This window comes from Ignavibacteria bacterium (assembly GCA_025612375.1).
In the GTDB taxonomy this organism is placed as follows: domain Bacteria; phylum Bacteroidota; class Ignavibacteria; order Ignavibacteriales; family SURF-24; genus JAAXKN01.
In genome coordinates this window covers 39345-62071 of sequence record JAAXKN010000018.1, presented here as the reverse complement: position 1 = coordinate 62071, position 22727 = coordinate 39345, and the positions used below count along the sequence as shown (strand labels likewise).

Here is a 22727-nt window from a genome sequence, read left to right as displayed (position 1 = left end):
AAAATACGACACGGTGAATAATGTTTTCGTTTGTAAAATAATTATTTAACAGATGCGATGGATAATATAAAAGAAAGAATTACTGAACTTTCTCCTGAAAAACTGGCTCTCCTTATAAAAAAATTAAAGAAGGACAAATCTCCTTCCGACGACGCGATTACTCATAGAAGAAGTATCGATGATGAATATCCAATGTCTTCTGAACAAAAGGGGATCTGGTTTCTTCAGCAGCTGAATCCTGAGAGTACTTTCTACAATATACCGGCTGCAGTAAGAATTAAAGGCCGCCTGAACACTCAGGCCCTGCTTGGAGCCTTGAAAACAATAATTCAGCGCCATGAAGTGCTGCGTGCAAATTTTATTCTTCGCGACGATGAACCCCGACAGAAAATCCGTAACTTTGATCATAACACACTTGAAATTCCGCTCCTGGAATACTCAGGCAATTTAGCACCTCAGGCACTAATTGATGAAGCCATTTCAGAAGAAAAGAACAGAAAATTTAATTTGGCGGAAGACAGCCTCTTCCGTATAAAACTGCTCAGTATCCAAAAAGATGATCACGTGCTGTTACTGACATTCCACCACATCATCTCCGACGGCTGGTCTATAGGCATTTTTATAAAAGAGCTTTCACTGCTCTACAGGTCATACTCTTTGAATAAAGAGCCGGAATTGGAGGAATTGCCCATCCAGTATTCAGATTATGCCTGCTGGCAGCAGGATTACCTAAAAAGCTCAAGGCATGAAAAGGCACTTTTATACTGGAAGGAACAATTAAATAGTATGCCGGCTGAAATCAGCCTGCCTCTGGACAAAAAGCGGCCGCAGGAACAAAGCTTTTCAGGCCTGCACTATACATTTTTCGTTAGCTCAGAACTTCAAAGCCTCATCAGTCAGGAGTGCCGGGCGCATAACATTAACCCGTTCGTATTCTTTTTAACTGCCTATGAGATCCTCCTGCATAGATATTCAAACCAGCAGGAATTCGGCATCGGAGTCCCTGTAGCCAACAGATCGAAACTCCGGACGCAGGAATCTATTGGCCTGTTTACCAATACAGTGGTTATAAAGGCGGAGCTCTCAAAAAGCCCAACTGTTCTGGACCTCCTTCAAAGGACAAAAAGCACTGTCCTGGATGCTTTTGAATATCAGGAATGCCCATTTGAAAGGGTTGTAAATGCCCTTCAGCCTGAACACAACTCCGGCATTAGCCCTTTGTTCCAGGCGGTCTTCGATTTCCAGAACCGCCCTCTCTATTCTCTCGGGCTGCCAGATCTTGATGTCCAAATGATTGACTTTGAAAGGGGTACCTCAAAATACGACCTCACGCTTTCAATTGAAGAGGGGACGGATAACTATAAATGCATATTTGAATATTCTACGGATCTCTTCCTGGAAGATAGCATAAAAGGAATGTCCGGAAATTATCTGAACATCCTGAAGTATATGACGGAAAACGTAAGCAAATCCGCCTGCGATTTTCAGATGCTCCCGGAGCATGAATTAAACCGCATACTCTGTGAGTGGAACAAAACGGGTAATCCCTATCCCAGGGAAGAAACTTTCCACCATATGTTTGAACTCCAGGCCGCAAAGACACCTAAAAGAACGGCAGTGGTTTTTGAAAATAACAGGCTCACATTCGGGGAATTAAACCGCAGGGCCAACCGCCTGGCACACATCCTCATTTCCAGGGGAGTCGGACCCGAAAGCCTTGTCTGCCTCTTTATGGAAAGATCGGTAGATATTATGGTCGCAATTTTCGCAATCCTAAAGGCCGGGGGAGCATACCTTCCTCTGGACATCAACTCTCCTATCCAGCGCATCAGAATGATTCTGGACGATGTAAAGGATCCCATAATACTGACACAGAAAAGCCTGAAGGGAAGGCTTGAAAATGAGGAGGCAAATCTCCTCTGCATAGATGAAATAGATGAGGACCCTGATGAGGCTGATTACTCTAACCCTGCTCCAAAAGCATCCCCTCAGAATCTCGCCTACGTAATCTATACTTCAGGCTCAACCGGCAGGCCTAAAGGAGCAATGATTACGCACCGGTCAATAGTAAACCTTGTGCATGCTCTTGAAAAAAATATATACTTAAAGGCCCTGGACTTAAGAATCGAGAACAAAATAATGTCAGGAGTCATGAATCCCGGGAGGCGGGCAAAGAAACCTCTGAAACTCATGATGAATTCCTCCCTGATATTCGATGCATCTATTCAGCAGATGATCTTGATTACAAAAGGACACTGCATATATATTCTCCCGGATGAAATAAGACGCGACGGGCGTGCATTTGTAAGCTATATAAGAAAACATAGAATCGATGTCCTCGACTGCGTCCCTTCACAGCTTACAATGCTGCTTGAAAGCGGACTTCTGGAAGAAAATAAATATTGTCCTTTCCTAATCCTCCCGGGCGGGGAAGCGATCAGCTCCAATGTCTGGAAAGAGCTTGCAAAAGCCCGTAAAACTGAAATCTTCAATATGTACGGCCCTACTGAAACTACAGTTGAAGTAACTGCAGCCCACGTCAACCGTTCGGAAAGCCAGCCCTTAATCGGAAGACCATTAAATAACGTCCGCCTTTATGTCCTCGATCAGTATTTTAATCCGCAGCCAATAGGCGTAACAGGGGAGCTCTTTATTGCGGGTGAATGCTTGGGAAGAGGATACCTTAACAGGCCTGAAATCACGGCTGAAAAATTTATACCCGATCCCTTCGCAAATACACCGGGTGAAAGGATCTACAGAACAGGCGACCTTGTGCGCTTTACGCATACAGGGGACCTGGAATATATGGGGCGCACCGATACACAGGTTAAAATCAGGGGCTTTAGAATTGAACTGGGTGAAATTGAATCTGCAATAAATGAGCTCCCGGGCGTTAAGGAATCTCTTGTAATTGTCCGCGAGGATGCAATAAACGACAGGAGGCTTACGGCTTACCTGATCCCAAAAAATAAAGAGGTCTTTTCTCCAGAGTCAATAAAACAGATGCTGAGGGGGAAACTTCCGGAATATATGATCCCGTCTTATCTCATTACTCTCGATGAGTTCCCTCTCATGCCTTCAGGAAAAATTGATAAGAAAATGCTTCCCGCTCCCAAGCCTGAGCACTCTGCGTTTGTCCATGAGTTCATTGCCCCTTCAAATCCCCTGGAGTGTGAACTGGTTAAGATATGCGAAAATGTCCTCAGCATAAAAAATATAGGAATGAAGGATAATTTCTTTGAACTTGGAGGCGATTCGGTTAAAGCCGCAATATTTATAAACAGGATCCGCTCCGGATTCAGGGAAAATATTCCTGTTAAGGCTGTCTTTGAGAATCCTTCGCTGCTTGAACTGTCTTCTTATCTCTTAAAATCCTATCCCGGTAAATTTTTAAACAAAGGGGGCTCTTCACCTTCTTCAATTAAAAAGGCACCCCGCAGGGGGATGACTCCTCTGTCATATACACAGGAAAGGATGTGGTTCCTGGAAGAGCTGGAACCGGGTAAGGCAGTTTATAACCTCCCTGTAATGTTCAGGATCGAAGGAGAACTCGATACATACCTGCTTGAAAAAAGCCTTGACAAAATTATCAGCCGCCATGAAGTGCTAAGACTCTCCTTTTCAAATATTGACGGGAAAGCAAGAGCCAGTGTGACTCCGGAAATAAAAATTAAATGCGGCATTACGGACATAAGCAGGCTGCCAGAGGATAAGCAGAATGACTTAATCGGAAAAATTTCTGAAGAAGAATCTGTGCAGGCTATCCCACTAAACAAGGCACCTCTTTTTAGGATCCGTCTATTGGCTTTGTCGGTAAAAGAATACATACTTATTGCCGTCTTTCACCATATTATTATGGACGAGTGGTCTTCCAGGCTGCTTCTAAGAGAATTGTCGGAGATTTATAATTCGCTTAATTCCGGAAGAAAACCCGCTCTGCCTAAACTTAAGATACAGTACACAGATTATGCCTTCTGGCAGAGGGAGTACCTAAAGGGTGAAAACCTCCATAGACAGCTTTCATACTGGAAAGATAAGCTCTCAGGCATCCCGCTTTCACTTGAACTCCCATTTGACCACCCGAGACCCCCAATTCAGACATACAGGGGAGACTACATAAGTCTGGACCTAAATCCTGAACTGGTAAAAGCCCTAAGAGACTTCAACAGGCAAAGTGGTGTGACACTGTTTATGACCATGCTCTCATGCTTCCAGGTGCTGCTCTACAGGCTGAGTGGGCAAATGGACATCGTAATCGGCACACCCGTAGCAAATAGGAGTAAAGAGGAACTTGAGGCTCTCATTGGATTTTTTGTCAATACACTCGTCTTAAGATGCAGAATTAGCAGGAATATGAAGTTCCTTGATCTCTTAAAAGAAACAACAGAATCATCCCTCGAGGCCTTTACATACCAGGAGCTCCCATTTGAAATGCTCGTTGATGCTCTTCAGCCCGAAAGGACACTCAGCCATTCACCCCTGTTCCAGGTCATGTTTGCAATGCAGAATATGCCTTTAACAGATTATGAACTTGCACCCGGCATAAGAATTATTCCGCATGAAATTAAATTAAATACTTCAGAATTTGACCTCACTCTTTTTATCGCTGAAAAGTCGGACGAGAGCATTTCCATGGCTTTTGAATACAACACGGACCTCTTTGAAAAAGAGACAATTGAAATGTTCTTCCGGAATTTTGAAAACATATTGAAGAGCGTAACAGATAGTCCTGAAACTAAGATCAAAGACATCTTGCTCTTAAGCGCGGAAGAGGAGAAAGAAACTTTAGAGTGCCTGATAGATGGGAATACCCCAAAGAAAAGTAAGTACACTGAGCTCTCTTCCTTGCTCCTTAAAGAGGAGTCAACTAAAAAAGTCCTGAGCCTTTGGAACAGGCTCGACAAAAAGGAATTAGATGGCACAGCACAGTTCTTCCACAGGCTCTTTGAAGAGCAGGCCCTCAGTTCTCCAGATAGAATTGCCGTGGTCTCAGAAAATGAAAGCCTTACTTTCGGTGGACTCAACAGAAGAGCCAACCTGCTTGCCCGCTATCTGATTAAAAAAGGAGCCTCTCCAGATGATATAATTGGAATCCTGCTTGGAAGGAAAACAGACCTTATTACTTCAATCCTTGCTGTCATGAAGTCAGGAGCAGGATACCTGCCGCTCGACCCAGTGTACCCCAAAGGCAGAATAGAATACATACTTAAGGATGCAGGCGTCAGATTCCTTATTACTGAGGAAGAACTGACAGAAGGGCTCCAAGGCCTGCGCTCTGAGATTATTTGCATCGATAAACAGTGGAATGAGATATCAAAGGAAAACGCCGGCTCTCCTGAGGTCAGACTGTTGCCGGAAAACATTGCGTATGTCATCTATACCTCGGGATCCACCGGTAAACCCAAGGGATCAATTGTCCAGCATTCATCCCTGTCTAATTATTGCAGGCTTATAGCTGAGGCTTATTCCTCATACTTCGCTACTGGACCTGTAAATGTAATTATGAATACAACTGTAATGTTCGATGCCTCCATAGCGCAGATGATTTTTATGCTCTATGGAAATACTCTCTATATACCGCCTGAGAGCCTGAGACACGACAGCATTGCGCTTATTGATTACATTATAAAAAATAAAATAAGCGTACTCGACTCTGTCCCCGTACAGCTGAAAGCATTTATCTCAGGAGGACTTTTTAGTAGAACAGAGTGGAGTCCATCTCTTGTAATTTCAGGAGGTGAGGCATTGGATGAATCCACATGGAAAGAACTGTGCCTTATAGATAAATGCGATTTCTTCAACTGCTATGGCCCTACAGAGTGCACTGTGGATTCATCAATTTGCCGTGTCCGCGACTATCCCAATAAACCCACAATCGGAAAACCTCCGCTTAACGTGGAAGCCTGCATTCTCGACGGCAGCTTAAACCTCATACCCATTGGAGCCGTAGGGGAACTATGCATTGGAGGAATTTCCGTCGGAAGGGGATACCTTAATAACCCCGGGCTTACGGCGGAAAAATTTGTCCCCGCGCCCATGAGCATGACTCCCGGAGAAAGACTCTACAGGACCGGGGACATGGCAAGGTTTAATCCTGATGGTACAATTGAATTCCTCGGAAGGCTCGACAACCAGGTTAAGCTCAGGGGCTTCAGAATCGAACTCGGTGAAATTGAACAGGTCCTCATGCAGCACCCGGATGTAAAGGATGCGGTCGTCCTCCTGAAGGAAAGAAAGGAAGGCCCCGGATGCCTCATTTCTTACATTACACTCAGGGATTATCAGCATGAGCTGTCAGGTAAAACCAGTAGCGGTGAAATTAAGGAATTCTTAAAAGGCCAGCTCCCGGACTATATGATCCCTCCTTCAATTGTCATCCTGAAGGAGATGCCGCTTGGACCTAACGGCAAAATAGACCGCAGGGCATTGCCTGAACCAGAAATTGAAAGCCTCCCAGAGGAGGAAACCGCTCCCAAAACTCAAAATGAGCAAATACTGCTTGAGGTCTGGAAGGAGGTCCTGGGACTTAAAACAATTTCACTGCGTGATAACTTCTTTGAAATTGGCGGCGACTCCATACTCGCTATCCAGGTAGTGGCTAAGGCAAACCAGAAAGGACTAAAAATCCTGACAAAACATATCTTTCAGTACCCTGATATCTTTCAGCTGAGCCGTGCTGCCCTGGAAAATGCTCTCCCGGGTAAAGAAATTGTTAAAGGGAAAGATTTCCCCCTGACACCAATTCAAAGGTGGTTCTTTGAACAGAATTTCCCGCAGAAAAACCACTGGAATCAGTCTGTCCTTTTGGAAGTAAATGCAAAGCTGGAAATTGATGACCTGAATAAGATTTTCAGTGTTTTAATACACCATCACGATGCCTTTGGCTTAAAATTCACCCCCTCAGGTGACGGAACCCCGGGCTGGACACAGTATTACCCGGAAAACCTCAATGAGCCTGAAGTCCACAAGTTTAATCTTGGTGAAATTCTTACTCCTGAAATCCCTTCTGCCATCAGGAAGATTTCTTCATCCCTTCAGTCTGAACTGAATATAGAATCGGGCCCGCTCACAAGAATTGCATATTTTGACCTGGGGGAAAACAGGAATGCTAGACTCCTTATTGTAGTCCACCACCTCATAATTGACGGCATCTCCTGGCGCATTATACTTAAAGACCTGGAAACACTCTTTGGACAGCTGAAGGCTGGACTGGAAATGAAACTTCCTGAAAAAACCGCCTCATACCAGGAATGGAGCCTGGGGCTTCAGGAATATGCCGCGGATCCCAAAGTCAGAAAGGATCTTGACTATTGGACGGCTATAAGAAAAAAGCCTCTTCGTAAGCTGCCTCTTGATTTTAAGCATAATGAGAACCTGGAAGCCAGTTCTGATGCACTTACAACTATATACGATAAATCCCAAACCTCACAGCTCCTCAATGAAATAAATGCAAAGTACCACACTAAAACCAATGAGATCCTCCTTTCGGCACTCCTGCTGACTTTTGCAGAATGGAGCGGACAAAACAGCCTGCTGCTTGACCTGGAAGGGCACGGAAGGGAGGACACTGGAAATAACCTCGACGTCTCCTATACCGTGGGCTGGTTTACCAGTGTGTTCCCGGTATGCCTCGAAACTATGAACCCCGGCGACATAGGCCTTACAATCTGCAGCGTAAAAGAAGAGCTCCGGAATATTCCCCAAAACGGCTTCAGCTGTCAGCTCCTTCAAAATGACGTTGAAAGGGAACTGTCTTCAGAAAACAAAATACTTCAAGCCCCGGAGATAATATTTAACTACCTGGGACAATTTGACCAGCTGAAAAGCCAGAGCACCATTTTTGAAATTGCCGCGGAGGACAAGGGAATTGAAAGAGGATTAAAAAATAAACGCTCCCATCTGTTGGAAATTTCTGCCCTTATTGTGGACGGATCCCTTAATGTGCAGTGGAATTACTCCGGAAAACACCATAGAAAAGAAACAATTCAAACTCTCTCCGGAATTTTTCTGTCCTCTGTCACCAGAATAATCAGCCATTGCCTCTCAAAGGAAAACGGCACATATACCCCTTCTGACTTCCAGGACGTTAAACTTAACACCGGTGAGCTTAAAGACATATTGTCAGAAATAAACGGAATTGGCGATGAATAACGAAAATGAACAAAAAGAAATTGAAGCAATATACCCGCTGACTTATCTTCAGGAAGGAATGCTCTACCATTGCATCTTTAATTCTGACCCTGAATTATATTTTGAACAGACTACATGCCGCCTTAAAGGCCTCCTAAACATTGACGCATTTAAGGCCGCCTGGCAGGAAGTGGTAAGGCGCCACGCAATTTTAAGAACATCTTTTGTATGGAAAAATACTGAGCAGATGATGCAGGTGGTGCTTAAAACTGTTTCACTCCCTTTCCGGCTCCTGGATTGGGCCGCGCTTTCAAAGGATGAGCAGCATAATAAATTAAAAAACCTCCTTCGTGAGTATAAAAAACACGGCTTTAAGCTGCATTCCGCTCCCTTGCTGAACGTAACCGTAATAAAGCTCTCTGAATGGGAATCTCAGTTCATCTTTAACCATCACCATCTGATCATCGATGCCTGGTCCCAGTCTATACTCCTTAAAGAGCTGTTTCAATTCTATGAGGGATTTTGCAGGTCCGAAAACATCCGCCTGGAGGCCCCAAGACCGTTCCGCGATTTCGTGATGTGGCTCAGGAATAAAAAGGATAATAAAAGTGAGGAATACTGGAGAAGATATCTAAAAGGCTTTCACCATCCGGCATCGCTTCCTTTTGAGGAACAAAATCCTTCAGGTGACGGCAGATATGAACATGAATTTTCTTTTCTGCCCCCGGAATTTACCCTTAGGCTGAATGAATTTGCCCGCAGCCTGGGCGTTACCCTCAGCACCGTATTGCAATGTGCCTGGGCTCTGCTCCTGAACAGGTTTAATGAGGACGATGATGTTGTCTTTGGTATGACTACAGCCGGCAGGCCGCCTGAATTCGAAAAAATAGAGTCAATTATTGGCCTGTTTATAAATACAATCCCCGTCCGCATCCGCTTTAAGACGGATGAAACCGTGCGTGAATTGCTCAGGAGAATCCAGTCCGAATTCCTGGAATCCAGAGAATTTGAGCATTCCTCACTGGTCCGTATCCATGCCTCAAGTGAACTCCCGGGGGATACCCCATTGTTCAGAAGCATCTTTGTGTTCGAAAATGTCCCCCAGGAAAAAAAGTTTACAGAACAGATCGGTTCTCTGAAAATTTCAGATATCACAACCAGCTCAAAAACAAATTTTCCTCTCGTCCTTGTTGCCCTGCCGGGTGAGAAAATCTCAGTGGGCTTTGCCTACAATACAAATTTATTTACGGCTGAGGCAATAAAAACCATTCTGGGCTACATGATAAATATCCTCCATTCAGTCCTCAAAAACCCGGAGAGGAAAGTAAGCAGCCTTTCTATCCTCAGTGAAGAAGAACAGAAGAAAATTATAACGGGCCTTAATCCCGGTTACAATCCCGGAGCAGAAGCCCGCTTACTGCACGGAATGTTTGAACGCCAGGCTTTACTTGCGCCTCAAAACCCTGCTCTTACTTTTGAAAAAAGAACACTCAGCTATATTGAACTAAACGAAGAAGCAAACAGGCTGGCAAATTACCTTATTCAAAAGGGTGTTCACATAGAAGACTTTATTGGACTCTACATGGACAGATCCCCCGAAATGATAATTGGAATATTGGGAATACTTAAAACAGGGGCGGCTTACGTGCCGCTCGATCCCAATTATCCGGTAGACCGGATAAATTATATCCTCCATGATGCCGGTGTTAAATTCCTCGTTACAAAAGAAGAGCTGCTGAATAAACTTGCTTTAGCTCCTGAAAACGTAGTCTGCCTCGATAAAGATAAAAGCGTAATCTCGGCTTTTAGCCGTGAAAACCCTGACACTCCTGCCTCATATGAAAACGCGGCATACGTTATCTATACTTCAGGCTCAACCGGAAAACCTAAAGGCGTTGTTGTAACACACTTTGGAACCTTCAACCTCCTGGAGAACATGAAGCAAAGCTGGGGAATAAATTCCAACAGCAGAATTATGCAGTTCGCCTCCATAGGTTTTGATGCCTCCTTGCCTGAGATCTTCCTCGCACTGACAAGCGGGGCACAGCTATTTATTGCTCCTCAGGAGGCCTTGTCTTCAGTAGAAAAAATTACGGAATTTATTTCTGACAACAGGATAAGCCTTGTTACATTGCCCCCGTCACTCCTGTCAATTCTCCCGAAAGAAAGCCTCCCGCCTGAGGCAACAGTAGTCTCGGCCGGTGAAGCATGCCCGTGGGATATTGCAGAAAAATTCTCTAATAGGGAGAAATTCTTTAATGCTTATGGCCCTACTGAAGTTACAGTATGCTGCTGCTGGAATGAGTATAATAATCCGGAAGCTGCAGGTTCAGCCTCAAATTCCCAATCATTAACTTTCCCGGTCGGAAAACCTTTTCCAAATGTCAGGATTTATATACTCGACCGCTTTATGAACCCCGTTCCTCAGGGCGTTATGGGTGAAATTTTTGTCTCTGGTCCCGGCCTGGCAAGAGGGTACCTGGGGCGGCCTGATATGACGGCGGAAAAGTTTGTCCCCGACCCTTATTCCTCGCAGCAAGGTATGCGCCTTTATAAAACAGGGGATATGGGTAGATACCTCCCTGACGGGAAGATTGAATTTTTAGGAAGAAACGACAGCCAGGTTAAAATCAGGGGCTTTAGAATAGAACTCCATGAAATTGAAGCGGCTTTAATGAGCCTGGATGAAATCCGGAATGCCGTTGTCCTCGCAAAGGAAAGTAGGTCCGGCGAAAAATTTCTCTCGGCGTACCTGATATGCCGGGAAGAAAATCGTTATACCAATTCCGGGATCAGGGCACTCCTCTCCCAAAAGCTGCCTGACTATATGCTTCCTTCCGAATATAACTTCCTGGATGCATTCCCGCTTACGGCAAATGGAAAGATCGACAGGCAGGGGTTACTTAAGGTATCTCCTGACAACAAAACTTTTGAAGCACGGAAAAAACCGCTGAACCGTCTCGAAGAACTGCTTAGAATGATCTGGGCTGAGGTTCTGGACCTGCCGGATGTGGATACCGAAAGTAACTTCTTCGACCTTGGGGGACATTCACTGAAAGCTGCCAGGATCATTTCACGCATAAGGAAAGTAATTGGAGCTGACATATCACTTAGGGAGCTGTTCAATAATCCTACTATCAGCCTGCTGGCAGAGGTCATTGAAAAAAGCAGTGATGCCGCAGTAAAAAACCACCAGGAAGCACAAATAGAAAAGTCAAAGAAGAGGAAAACTAACAGTAAAAAGTTCGAGCTTTCCTTTGCACAGAAAAGATTGTGGTTCCTTGAAGAGATGGCTCCCGGCGAGGTCATTTTCAACCTTCCTCTTGCTCTTCGCCTTGAAGGAGAAATAAACATAGAGGCATTTAAGGCAAGCCTGCTGGAAATTGTAAAACGCCATGAATCCCTTAGAACAGTTTTCCTCTCGGCCAATGGTCAGCCGTTCCAGATGGTAAGAGACGTGGAAGATATCGGCCTTAAGTACATGGACCTTTCACATATGGAAAAATCTCTGGCAGAACTTGAACTGCAGAAAATTGCCTCAACTGAACTGAATAAGAGATTTATGATCTCAGAAGAGTTTTCTTTCAGGTTCATTCTGGTAAAAATTGCTGGGAAAGAAAACGTTCTCTTGACTATAATGCACCATATTATTACCGACGGATGGTCCATGACCATTTTTATACAGGAGCTCATTCATTTCTATAAATCCTTTACCGGGCAAAACGTCTTGCCTTTGCCTGAACTGCCCCTTCAGTATGCCGACTATGCAGAATGGCAAAGGGAATGGTTTACAGATGAAGTGGCACGCGGGCAGCTAGAGTACTGGAAAAATGAGCTCGAAGGAATAAAACCTCTCCTGGAACTGCCGACGGATTTTCCCAGAGCTAAGGTCCAGTCTTTTAACGGGGCGGCTGAAAAGTTCATTATCAATAGAAGACTGGAACAAAAATTGCGTGACTTCTGCATGAGAGAATCTGTCACTCCCTATATTGCACTCCTTTCGGTTTTCCAGATTCTGCTTGCACGCCTTTGCGATTCAACAGATATTGTGGTGGGTTCTCCCGTTGCCAACAGAACAAGGCATGAAACTGAAAAGCTGATCGGTTTCTTCGTGAACACCGTGGTCATGAGGGCTGCTTTTAATGGCAAAACTGGCTTCCGGGACGCGGTAAGCAATAACAGAACGAAGGTTCTGGGTGCCTTTGCTCATCAGGACCTGCCTTTTGAACAGCTTGTCGAAAAGCTGCAGCCCGGGCGCAGCCTGAGCTATGCCCCGGTATTCCAGGCTGCCTTCGTATTCCAGAATTTTGCATCCTCAAAGTATGAACTGCCCGGACTTAAGGCTGAATTGCTCGAAATCGAAAGCGCCAGAACCGAATATGATCTGACGCTGACAATTTCTGAAGAGTACGACGGTGAACTCACTGCATACTGGGAATATAATACCGGTCTTTTTAAGAAAAGTACAGCACTTAGAATGATAGGGTATTTTAATACACTTCTTGAAAACCTGCTCGAAAACCCGGAGAAAAGCATTTGGGATATCCCCATCCTTTCTGCTGTAGAATCCTACTATATGCTCAAGGAATGGAACTCAAACAAGAACAGCATTCCATACGACTGCTGCATAAACCACGTATTTGAAAAAACTGCTTCAAAGTACGCTGAAAAAATTGCTGTTACTTATTCAGACATTGTGGATTCCCGCATCACTACAGCCGGAATTACATATAAGGAACTAAATGAAAGGGCAAACCGCCTGGCAAACTATCTCAGAAGAAAAGGGCTGAAAATTGAAGACAACGTGGCTATTTCTTTGCCGCGCTCTGTCAGCCTGGTAGTTGCAATCCTGGCTGTGCTTAAGGCGGGCGGCGTGTTTATTCCTCTTGACCCGACTTACCCCAAAGAGCGCCTTGCCTTTATGCTTGAGGACTCAAGAACAAAATACCTGATTACAACAGAAGAAATTGCACTGGAACAATACACCGCGTTCAAAGGAAACATAATTGAACCGGACAGAGAAGAAGCCTTAATCAGTTCCGAAAACACTAAAAACCCCGGGACTAAACTGTTCCCCGATAACCTGGTCTATATAATCTATACCTCAGGCTCCACGGGCAGGCCTAAAGGCGCAATGCTCTCACATAAGGGGCTCTGCAACCTTTGGATCTTTCAGCATGTACTGGGAGTTAACCGCTATTCCAGGGTACTTCAGTTCGCTTCTTCCAGCTTCGATGCCTCTATATGGGAACTTGTAATGGCCCTCTTAAGCGGGGCAAGATTGGATTTGATTCCGCAGGCACTGGTTTCCTCACCGGAAGATATTGCAAAAGTAATAAAAACAATTGGTACCACAATTGTCACCTTGCCTCCCTCAATAATGGCCAGGCTCCCTGAGAAAAATGAAAAAGGGGAGAATCTGCTCTCAGGCATTAAAACACTAATTACGGCAGGCGAAAAAATTCCCGTGGAACTCGCCAACTACTTCTCAGGGCGCGTCAGACTGATCAATGGCTACGGGCCTACAGAAACAACCGTATGCTCCACACTTCATCACTGCAACGAAAAATATAACTATATCGTCCCTATCGGGCGCCCGATCTATAACTGTGAAGTGTATGTCCTCGATAGCCATATGAACCCCGTTCCCGTCGGCGTCCCGGGCGAACTCTATATAGGCGGAGTAGGCTTGAGCCGGGGCTATATTTTTAATCCCGGACTTACTGCCGCTAAGTTTGTACCGAATCCTTTTTCCCCATCCAAAACTGGCGCACGGCTCTATAAAAGCGGCGACCTCGTAAAATATAATGAAAACGGCATCCTGGAATTTATTGGCAGAATTGACTCCCAGGTTAAAATCCATGGCCTCAGAATTGAACTGGGGGAAATTGAGGCTGTTATGCTTGAACATCCAAATATTCTCCAGGCGGCTGTAAGGCTGTTTGAAAATAACTCCAGCGAGGGCCAGCTTGCAGGCTACCTCGTCCCCAGGAACAAAGAGGCTGTCCCGGCAAATGAATTAAGAAAATTCTTGAGGAGAAAACTGCCCGAATATATGGTCCCCTCAATATTTATTGCCTTGCCTGAATTCCCCCTTACTAAAAGCAGGAAAATAGATTACAGGGCACTGCCTTCACCTGATTCGGCAAACATAACGTGTGAGGACACATACGTCGGGCCTCAGACAGAAACTGAAAGGAAACTTGCTGAAATTGCCGTGCAGCTTCTTAATATCGACAGGATCGGCATCCACGACAACTTCTTCGAACGTGGCGGGCATTCACTCCTTGTTACCAGATTCGTTTCAATGATCAGGGATGAATTAAATGCCGATATCCCATTGCGCGCAATTTTTGAAAATCCTACGATTTCGGAAATCTCCACGCTTATTTCTCAGCAGAATATAAATGAAGCACATGAAAAAGTGCAGAAAACTTCCAGAGGAGAAGAGTCAATCCTGGATCTTATCAGGGAAATTGAAAATCTGCCGGAAAATAATGGAGAGGAACTGCTGGGTGAAAGGGAGTAGAATTCATTTTAACTGGAAAAGGACCACTTTGAGCTTAAATGAACGCGATTGGAGGAAAGCTGTATGTCAGACATTTTGAACATCTTAAATTCTCTTTCTCCTGAGAAGAGGGTATTGTTTGAGAAAAAGCTTAGGGAAAACGGCAGCAAGTATAACATATTCCCCCTGTCCTACGCGCAGCAGAGGCTGTGGTTCCTGGATCAGTTTGAGCCTGGAAGCCCGTACTACAACATACCTTCGGCAATGAGGATAAAAGGGAAGTTCGACATACCAGTATTTAAGAAGGTGCTGGGTGAAATCGTAAGACGCCACGAGGCCTTAAGGACAAACTTCCTATCCCTGGAGGGAAAGCCCGTCCAGGTGATCTCAAAAAGTGTGGATGTCCCTTTCCTGGTCCTGGACCTTAAGAAGATGCCTGAAGAGGAAAAGGAACTGGAAATTAAGCGTATATTAAAGGAGAAAGCCAGGTGCTCCTTCGACCTCTTAAAAGACCCGCTTCTTAAGGTCACGGTTCTTGAATTAGGCCCTGTGGATCACGTGGTCATAGTAGTCATGCACCACATTATCTCGGACGGCTGGTCAATGGGCCTGTTCGTGCAGGAAATATCCACGCTTTACAACGCTTTCTCCCTGGGGATCCCGTCCCCCATGCCGGAGCTCACCATTCAGTACGCCGACTTCTCCATGTGGCAGAAGGAGTTCATGCAGGGAGAAAGGCTCGAAAAAGAGCTCTCCTACTGGAAACGTAAGCTTGAGGGGTCATCTCAGGTCCTGAGGCTTCCAACAGACAGGCCGAGGCCTTCGGTCTGGACCAATAACGGAGCAACTTTGTCCAGAACAATTCCACAGTCTGCACTGGATGGCTTAATGGAACTGTGCCGGAAAGAGAAGGTCACTCTTTTCATGACGCTCATGGCCTCTTTCCAGATACTGCTTTATAAGTACTCCTCTCAGCACGACATCAGTGTAGGTACACCGATTGCAAACCGTACAAGGAGGGAGCTTGAGGGGATAATAGGCCTTTTTATCAACACAATTGTAATCAGAACAGAAATAGATGAAGCTGTGTCCTTCCGTGACTACCTTAAGAAAGTAAGGACAGTGACGCTGGAAGGCTATGAAAACCAGGACCTCCCATTTGAGTTCCTGGTCGAAAAGCTCCAGCCCGGGCGTGACATGAGCTACCAGCCTATGTTCCAGGTCATGTTCATACTCCAGAACCTCCCCTTGAACTCACAGCCCTTTCATGGCCTGGACTTCAGGATGCTGGACGTTGATATGGGGACCTCTACATTTGACATCACGCTTACTGTGGCCGAGACATATGAGGGGCTGGATGCCACGATAGAATACAATACGGACCTTTTTGATGAAAGTACAATAAGCCGTATGCTGAGGCACTATGAAAACCTGATAAACCACATACTCCTTAAGCCCGAAGAAAGCATCAGTAGCCTCAGTATGATGGATGAAAGTGAACGGAATATGCTGCTCTATGAGTGGAATCATTCAGAAGTGGAATTTGAAGAGTATGAGGTAATACAAAGCCTCTTTGAAAAGCAGGCTGAACTATGTCCTGATGAGACTGCACTTACTTTTGAGGGGAGTTCATTGTCCTACAGAGAGCTGAATGAAAGGTCAAACCAGTTTGCCCACAGGCTCATAAGACAGGGCGTCGGTCCTGAAGACATAGTTGGAATCCTGCTTGAGCGCTCACTGGATATGATGACTGGTGTCCTGGGGGTCTTGAAGTCAGGCGCGGCATACCTCCCCCTGGATGCCTCATACCCGGTAGACCGCCTGAGCTTTATGCTCGAGGATGCGGGTGTAAAGACGCTTGTTACGCAAAGTAACTTACGAAATATCCTGCCTGAGTATGATGGAAGCGTTATCCTGATCGACACTGAGTGGGATGAGATATCACGTGAAAGCATAATGAACCCGGTCTGTCCATCAGATAAAAACAACCTGGCTTACGTCATCTATACCTCCGGCTCTACCGGCAGACCCAAAGGGACTATGATCTCCCACGGAAACCTTTTTAACTACTACAGAATAATAGGCAGTATGTACTCCCGCTATTTTGCTTCAGGGCCCGTACGCGTAATCATGACCACAACAATAATGTTCGACGCCTCAATTCAGCAGATTATGCTCATGCTCTACGGCAATAGGCTTTACATCCCGAAAGATGATGTAAGGCACGACCCGGTAGCGCTTTCGGAATACATAGTGGAAAATAAAATTGATATACTTGACTGCGTCCCTACTTTGCTGAAAATGTTTCTTTCCAATGGGCTTTTTAATAAAAACACCTGGAAGCCTTCACTTGTTCTTGCAGGCGGGGAGGCCCTGGATGAGGCCGCGTGGAAAGAAATGCTTAAAATTGAAGGTTGCGATTTCTTCAACACCTACGGACCCACAGAAACTACAGTAGATGCCGCAATCTGCAGTGTAAAAGACTCCCCTGAAAAACCTGTAATCGGAAAGCCTCCTCTTAATGTGGAGGCGTACATTCTTGACAACAGCCTTAACCTCGCTCCCGTTGGAGTGCCCGGTGAACTATGTATAGGGGGTCTTTCCGTGGGCCGCGGATACCTGAAGCGCCCGGAGCTTACGGCAGAGAAGTTCATTCCTGATGCCTACGGAAGAAGAGTGGGCGGAAGGCTATACAGGACAGGCGACCTGGCACGGTATAATGAAAACGGAACAATTGAATTCCTGGGAAGAATCGACAGCCAGATTAAACTCAGGGGACTGCGCATTGAACTGGGTGAAATTGAAAATGCCGTTTTAGAATTTGACGACATAAAGGACTCTGTTGTCGTTGCAAGAGAGGACATTCCGGGAGAAAAAAGAATCGTGGCATACATAGTAATACGCGACGGCAATGCCTTTCAAAAGCCTCAGCTCATGCGTTATCTTAGTGAACGCCTTCCTGAATACATGATCCCTTCGGCTTTTGTAATTCTTCAGAAGCTTCCGGTAACTCCGAACGGAAAAGTCGACAGGCGAGCCTTGCCCGCTCCCGACATAAATGAAATTATGAAGGAAATGGAATCTAATTACGCTGCTCCGCGCACTGTGGTTGAAGAGGTAGTATCTGCAATATGGGCTGGCGTACTGAATCTGCCGAAGGTCGGAATAAACGATAACTTTTTTGAGCTCGGGGGCCACTCGCTCCTGGCTACACAGGTGATCTCCAGAATTAAAAAAGAATTTAACATGGAAATTCCTTTGCGCAGCATTTTTGAAAATCCGACTGTGGCCCGCTTAAGCCATATAGTTGAAGCTGCGGAAATGGAAAAAAACGGCCTTGCAGGAAGTGCAATACTGCCTGTTTCGCGCGGCACGGTTATTCCTCTGTCCTTTGCCCAGGAAAGGCTCTGGTTTTTAGATCAGCTTGAGCCTGGAAATATAGCTTATAACGTTCCGGAAGCCCTGAGAATATATGGGAAAATGAATGTTGAAATGCTTGAGGAAAGCCTGAACATTATCACCAGTCGCCATGAAATCCTAAGGACGGTTTTCCTGTCCCGCGAAGGTAAACCTTATCAGAAAATTATTCCGGAATATAATGTTGCTGTGCGTGTAATTGAAGCCGGTGGATTAAGCAGGGAAGAACAGGAGGTTTTAATAAAGGATTATATCAGCAAAGAAGCTCAAAAACCGTTCGTGCTGGATACTCTGCCCTTATTCCGGGCGCTCTTAATAAGATTGTCTGAGGATGAATCTGTACTGATCCTCATATTCCACCATATCATAACCGACGGATGGTCCTCCCGGAAAATGTTCAGTGAATTGCTGAATTATTACCACCAACTTGAAAATGGGGAACACCCGGCAGTCCTTAAGCTCCCGGTTCAATATGCCGACTATGCCGCCTGGCAAAGAAAATATTTTTCGGGAGAAAACCTGAGCAGGCATATAGAATATTGGACAGCAAAACTAAAGGACAGCCCTCAGATCCTTGAACTCCCAACCGACAGGCCCCGGCCTGCCGTCCAAAGCTATAAAGGCGGTTTTATCAGCCTCGAATTACCCGGAAAACTCGGCCTTGAGGTAAATAAAATAAACAGAAACTACGGCGTTACTTTGTTCATGTCCTTGCTGTCTGTTTTTCAGGTCCTGCTCTACAGGTACTCCGGAGAGTCTGATATCCTGGTCGGAACACCAATTGCCAACAGAAACAGGGCTGACATTGAGGACCTGATCGGATTCTTTGTCAATATACTGGTCCTCAGGGTAAATATCTCAGACAAGATGAAATTCTCTGACCTCCTGAGGCAGACAAAGGAATGTGCTCTTGAAGCTTATACTTACCAGGACTTGCCATTTGAAATGATAATAGACGCTCTTCATCTGGAACGCTCCATGAGCTTCTCTCCGCTTTTCCAGGTTATGTTTTTCTCGGAGAACCTTCAGACGGATAACAGCTCCTCCAATAGCGGCATAGATGTGCGCCAGATCGATATCCCGGTAAATACTTCAAAGTACGACATTACTCTTTCAGCTGTTGAGACTAAAGACGGCCTGAGGCTGGCATTCGAATACAGCACGGACCTCTTTGACAAAGAAACCATGGAAATGATGCTCCGCCAATACGGCAGGATCCTTGAATGCGTGGCATTAAACCCCGAGGTAAAAATTAAAGAGATACCGCTGCTTAGTGCTAAGGAAGAAGAAGAAACTCTACGTAATTTAATAAATGGCGCCCATGATAAAAGTGCCTCCTCCGGTAAAAACAATAATCATCTTCCCTTGCTCCTAAGCCGGAAGTCAAAAGGAGAGGTCCTCTGGAAGTGGAACAGGAGGGATAAAGAGGCCGAAACAGTCTCTCCGGTCAGGCTGATCAATAGAATCTTTGAGGAGCAGGCATTAATAAATCCTGAAAGAACAGCCGTTGTAGCGCAAAATGGAAGCATTACTTTTGGCGAACTGAACCGAAGGGCTAATATGCTTTCTTACTACCTGAGGAAAAAAGGAGCCGGAGAAGACGAAATAGTTGGAGTGCTTACAGGCAGGAGTACAGACCTTTTTACCGCTATACTAGGCATTCTGAAGTCCGGTGCGGCGTACCTGCCGCTGGACCCCGTTTATCCAAAGGGGAGAATAGACTATATACTGAAGGATGCGGGCGTCAGACTCCTCATTTCAGAAGAGGGGCTTAAGGATGAACTTATTGGAAAAGGTTTTGAAGTTATATTGATGGACAGCGCGTGGCCTGAAATTTCAAATGAATCAGGCGACGATCCAATAACTGAAGCATGCCCTGAAAATATCGCCTACGTGATCTATACCTCAGGCTCCACGGGTAAACCCAAGGGCTCCATCGTCCAGCATGAAAATTTTTACAATTTGTACGCCTCAACAGGTGCAATGTATACCTCGTATTTCAGCCCGGGCCCGGCAAGGGTAACCCTTAACTCAACCATCATGTTTGACGCTTCCATTCGCCAGCTTACATTTATGCTCTATGGCAATACAATTTATCTTACGCCGGAAGACCTTAGGCGCGACGCACTGGCGCTTTCGGAATACATAGTGGAAAATAAAATAGACATACTAGACTGCGTCCCGACCTTGCTGAAAGTGTTTCTATCTACTGGACTTTTTAATAAAGACACCTGGAGGCCTTCACTTGTGCTTGCAGGCGGGGAAGCCCTGGATGAGGCTGCCTGGAAAGAGATGCTTAAAGTTGACAGGTGCGATTTCTTTAATGAATACGGCCCTACTGAGACCACGGTTGCGGCTTCAGCTGCAGTAGTAAAGGACTTTCCTGAGAGGCCGACCATAGGCAGGCCTATTTTGAATGTTGAACTCTACATCCTTGACGCAAGCCTTAACCTTGCTCCTGTTGGAGCCCAAGGGGAACTATGTATAGGGGGTCTTTCCGTGGGCCGCGGATACCTGAAGCGCCCGGAGCTTACGGCAGAGAAGTTCATTCCTGATGCCTACGGAAGAAGAGTGGGCGGAAGGCTATACAGGACAGGCGACCTGGCACGGTATAATGAAAACGGAACAATTGAATTCCTGGGAAGAATCGACAGCCAGATTAAACTCAGAGGCTTTAGAATTGAGCTTGGCGAAATTGAACAGGTGCTCCTTCAGCATGAAAAAGTTAAGGATGCAGTTGTCATTCTAAGGGAAGGGAAAAAAGGGCAGGCCTCCCTTGCGGCATACATTACACTTAAGCCGAGCCCGGAGGGCAGCCTCCCTGAATTTACACCGGCTGAGGTAAAGGAATTCTTAAGACATCAGCTCCCGGACTATATGGTGCCTCCTTCAATTGTCAAACTGGACAGGATGCCCCTCGCCCCAAGCGGTAAAATTGACCGCAGATCTCTGCCCGAGCCCGCGGCAGATAAGCTCCAGGATGAGAATAAGAGCCCTGAGACTGAAAGTGAAAGAATTCTCTCTGAAGTCTGGAAGAATGTCCTGGGTCTTGAAGAAGTAGGCCTTAACGACAACTTCTTTGAAATTGGCGGCGACTCCATCCTGGCCATCCAGGTGGTGGCTAAGGCAAGGGAAAGGGGGTTAAAAATTCAGCCTTCACACCTTTTCAAACACCAGACAATAGCTCAGATGGCTCTTCTCATAAACGAAGAGTCAGGTGAAGATAATGCTGAAGAGGAATTTAGAGGAGGAAAAATAAACCTTCTTCCCGTGCAGAGCTCATTTTTTGAGCAGAACCTTGTCCAAAAAGACCACTGGAACCAGTCGGTCTTCTTCGAAATAAACGACAGGGTTGAACTTAATATGCTTGAAGAGGTAGTTAGAGCCATCCTTAAGCACCACGATGTCCTGCGCTCGGTTTTTATTCAGGAAGATGGCCGCTGGATAATGCAGGTTATGCCGGACATTAAAGAGCTCCCGCTGAGGGTTTTTGACTTGTCGTCTCTTCCTGAAGAAAGACTGAAAGACAAAATTGAAGCTCATGCCTCAGAAATTCAAAGCAGCCTTGATATTGAAAAAGGCCCAGTAATAAGATTTGCGTACTTCAAACTGGGGGAGGGTAAGAAGGATAATTTATTAATTGCGGCACACCACCTGGTTATTGACGTGGTCTCGTGGCGTATACTGCTCGAAGACATATTAAGCGCCTACAGCCAGATAAAAAAGCAGAAGCCCGTTTTGCTGCCCCCTAAATCGGCCTCATACAGAAAATGGAGTGAGTATTTAATACGCCATGCCTCTTCTGAAGAGCTGAGGCAGGAGATCATATTCTGGCTTAAACAGCCTTATAACAAGATTACTCCTCTTAAAGGCGTGCCTCCTGAAGTGAAATACGCCGAAAAGGATTACAGCGAGGTTAATTCAAGCGGCGGGGTAACACAATCCTTAATTCATGAGGCTCTGAAGAGGCTTAACTGCAATGTAGTCGAAGTGCTCCTTACGGCACTTACAAGGGCGTATTCTCTTTGGTCTGAAAAGAGAATTCTCATGATTGACCTCGAAGGGCACGGAAGAGAAACCTTTGATGAAAGTATTGACCTCTCCAGAACTCTCGGCTGGTTTACCTGTTTATATCCTGTTCTGCTGGACCTGAAGTCCTCAGTCTATCCCCTGGAATCCTTAAAGGAGATAAAAGAACAGCTCCGGAGTGTCCCGCGTCATGGTATAGGTTACGGAATATTAAAATATTTGTCTTTGGACGATGAAGTAAAAAGAAAATTTAACTCACTGCCGCAAAGCGAAATTTCATTTAACTATCTGGGACAGCTTAATGAACTGCCTCAGGAAGAAAACATCCTTTTTGCCCCCTCAGTCTATAACAGGGGGCCTGAAAGAGGTTTATTAAACTACTCAAGATACCTGATAGACATAGTATGCTTTGTTTCCGGGGGCAGCTTCTATATGCAGATGAGATACTGCTCCAAAGTTTTCAGCCTGAGTAAAATTAAAAGATTCTCGGACCTGTTCATGGACGAACTGAGGCTTATTGTTGAACATTCTGAACATGGCCAGGTGGAACTGTCAGGCTCCGATTTCCCTCTGGCTCACTTAAACCGTGAGAAATTTGACAAGGTGCTTAACCGGATAAATAATAGAACATCAAAGGCATAAA

General features: G+C 45.5%; 3 protein-coding genes. All 3 read left to right on the top strand.

Features of this window, described 5'->3' with window-relative positions; genetic code table 11:
• Positions 1 to 57: 57 nt before the first annotated feature.
• The 3 genes from HF312_12115 (at position 58) to HF312_12105 (ending at position 22726) form a co-directional block, all read left to right on the top strand.
• Positions 58 to 8151, top strand: a complete 8094-nt coding sequence (locus HF312_12115) for an amino acid adenylation domain-containing protein (GenBank protein MCU7520954.1) — start codon at positions 58 to 60, stop codon at positions 8149 to 8151.
• On the top strand, positions 8144 to 14659 hold the full coding sequence (locus HF312_12110) for an amino acid adenylation domain-containing protein (GenBank protein MCU7520953.1): 6516 nt from the start codon (positions 8144 to 8146) through the stop codon (positions 14657 to 14659). The genes HF312_12115 and HF312_12110 overlap by 8 nt, the downstream gene beginning before the upstream one ends.
• Before the next feature lie 63 nt (positions 14660 to 14722).
• Positions 14723 to 22726 (top strand): amino acid adenylation domain-containing protein, encoded by an 8004-nt coding sequence (locus tag HF312_12105; protein MCU7520952.1) that lies wholly within the window; start codon positions 14723 to 14725, stop codon positions 22724 to 22726.
• The last annotated feature ends 1 nt before the right edge of the window (position 22727 follow it).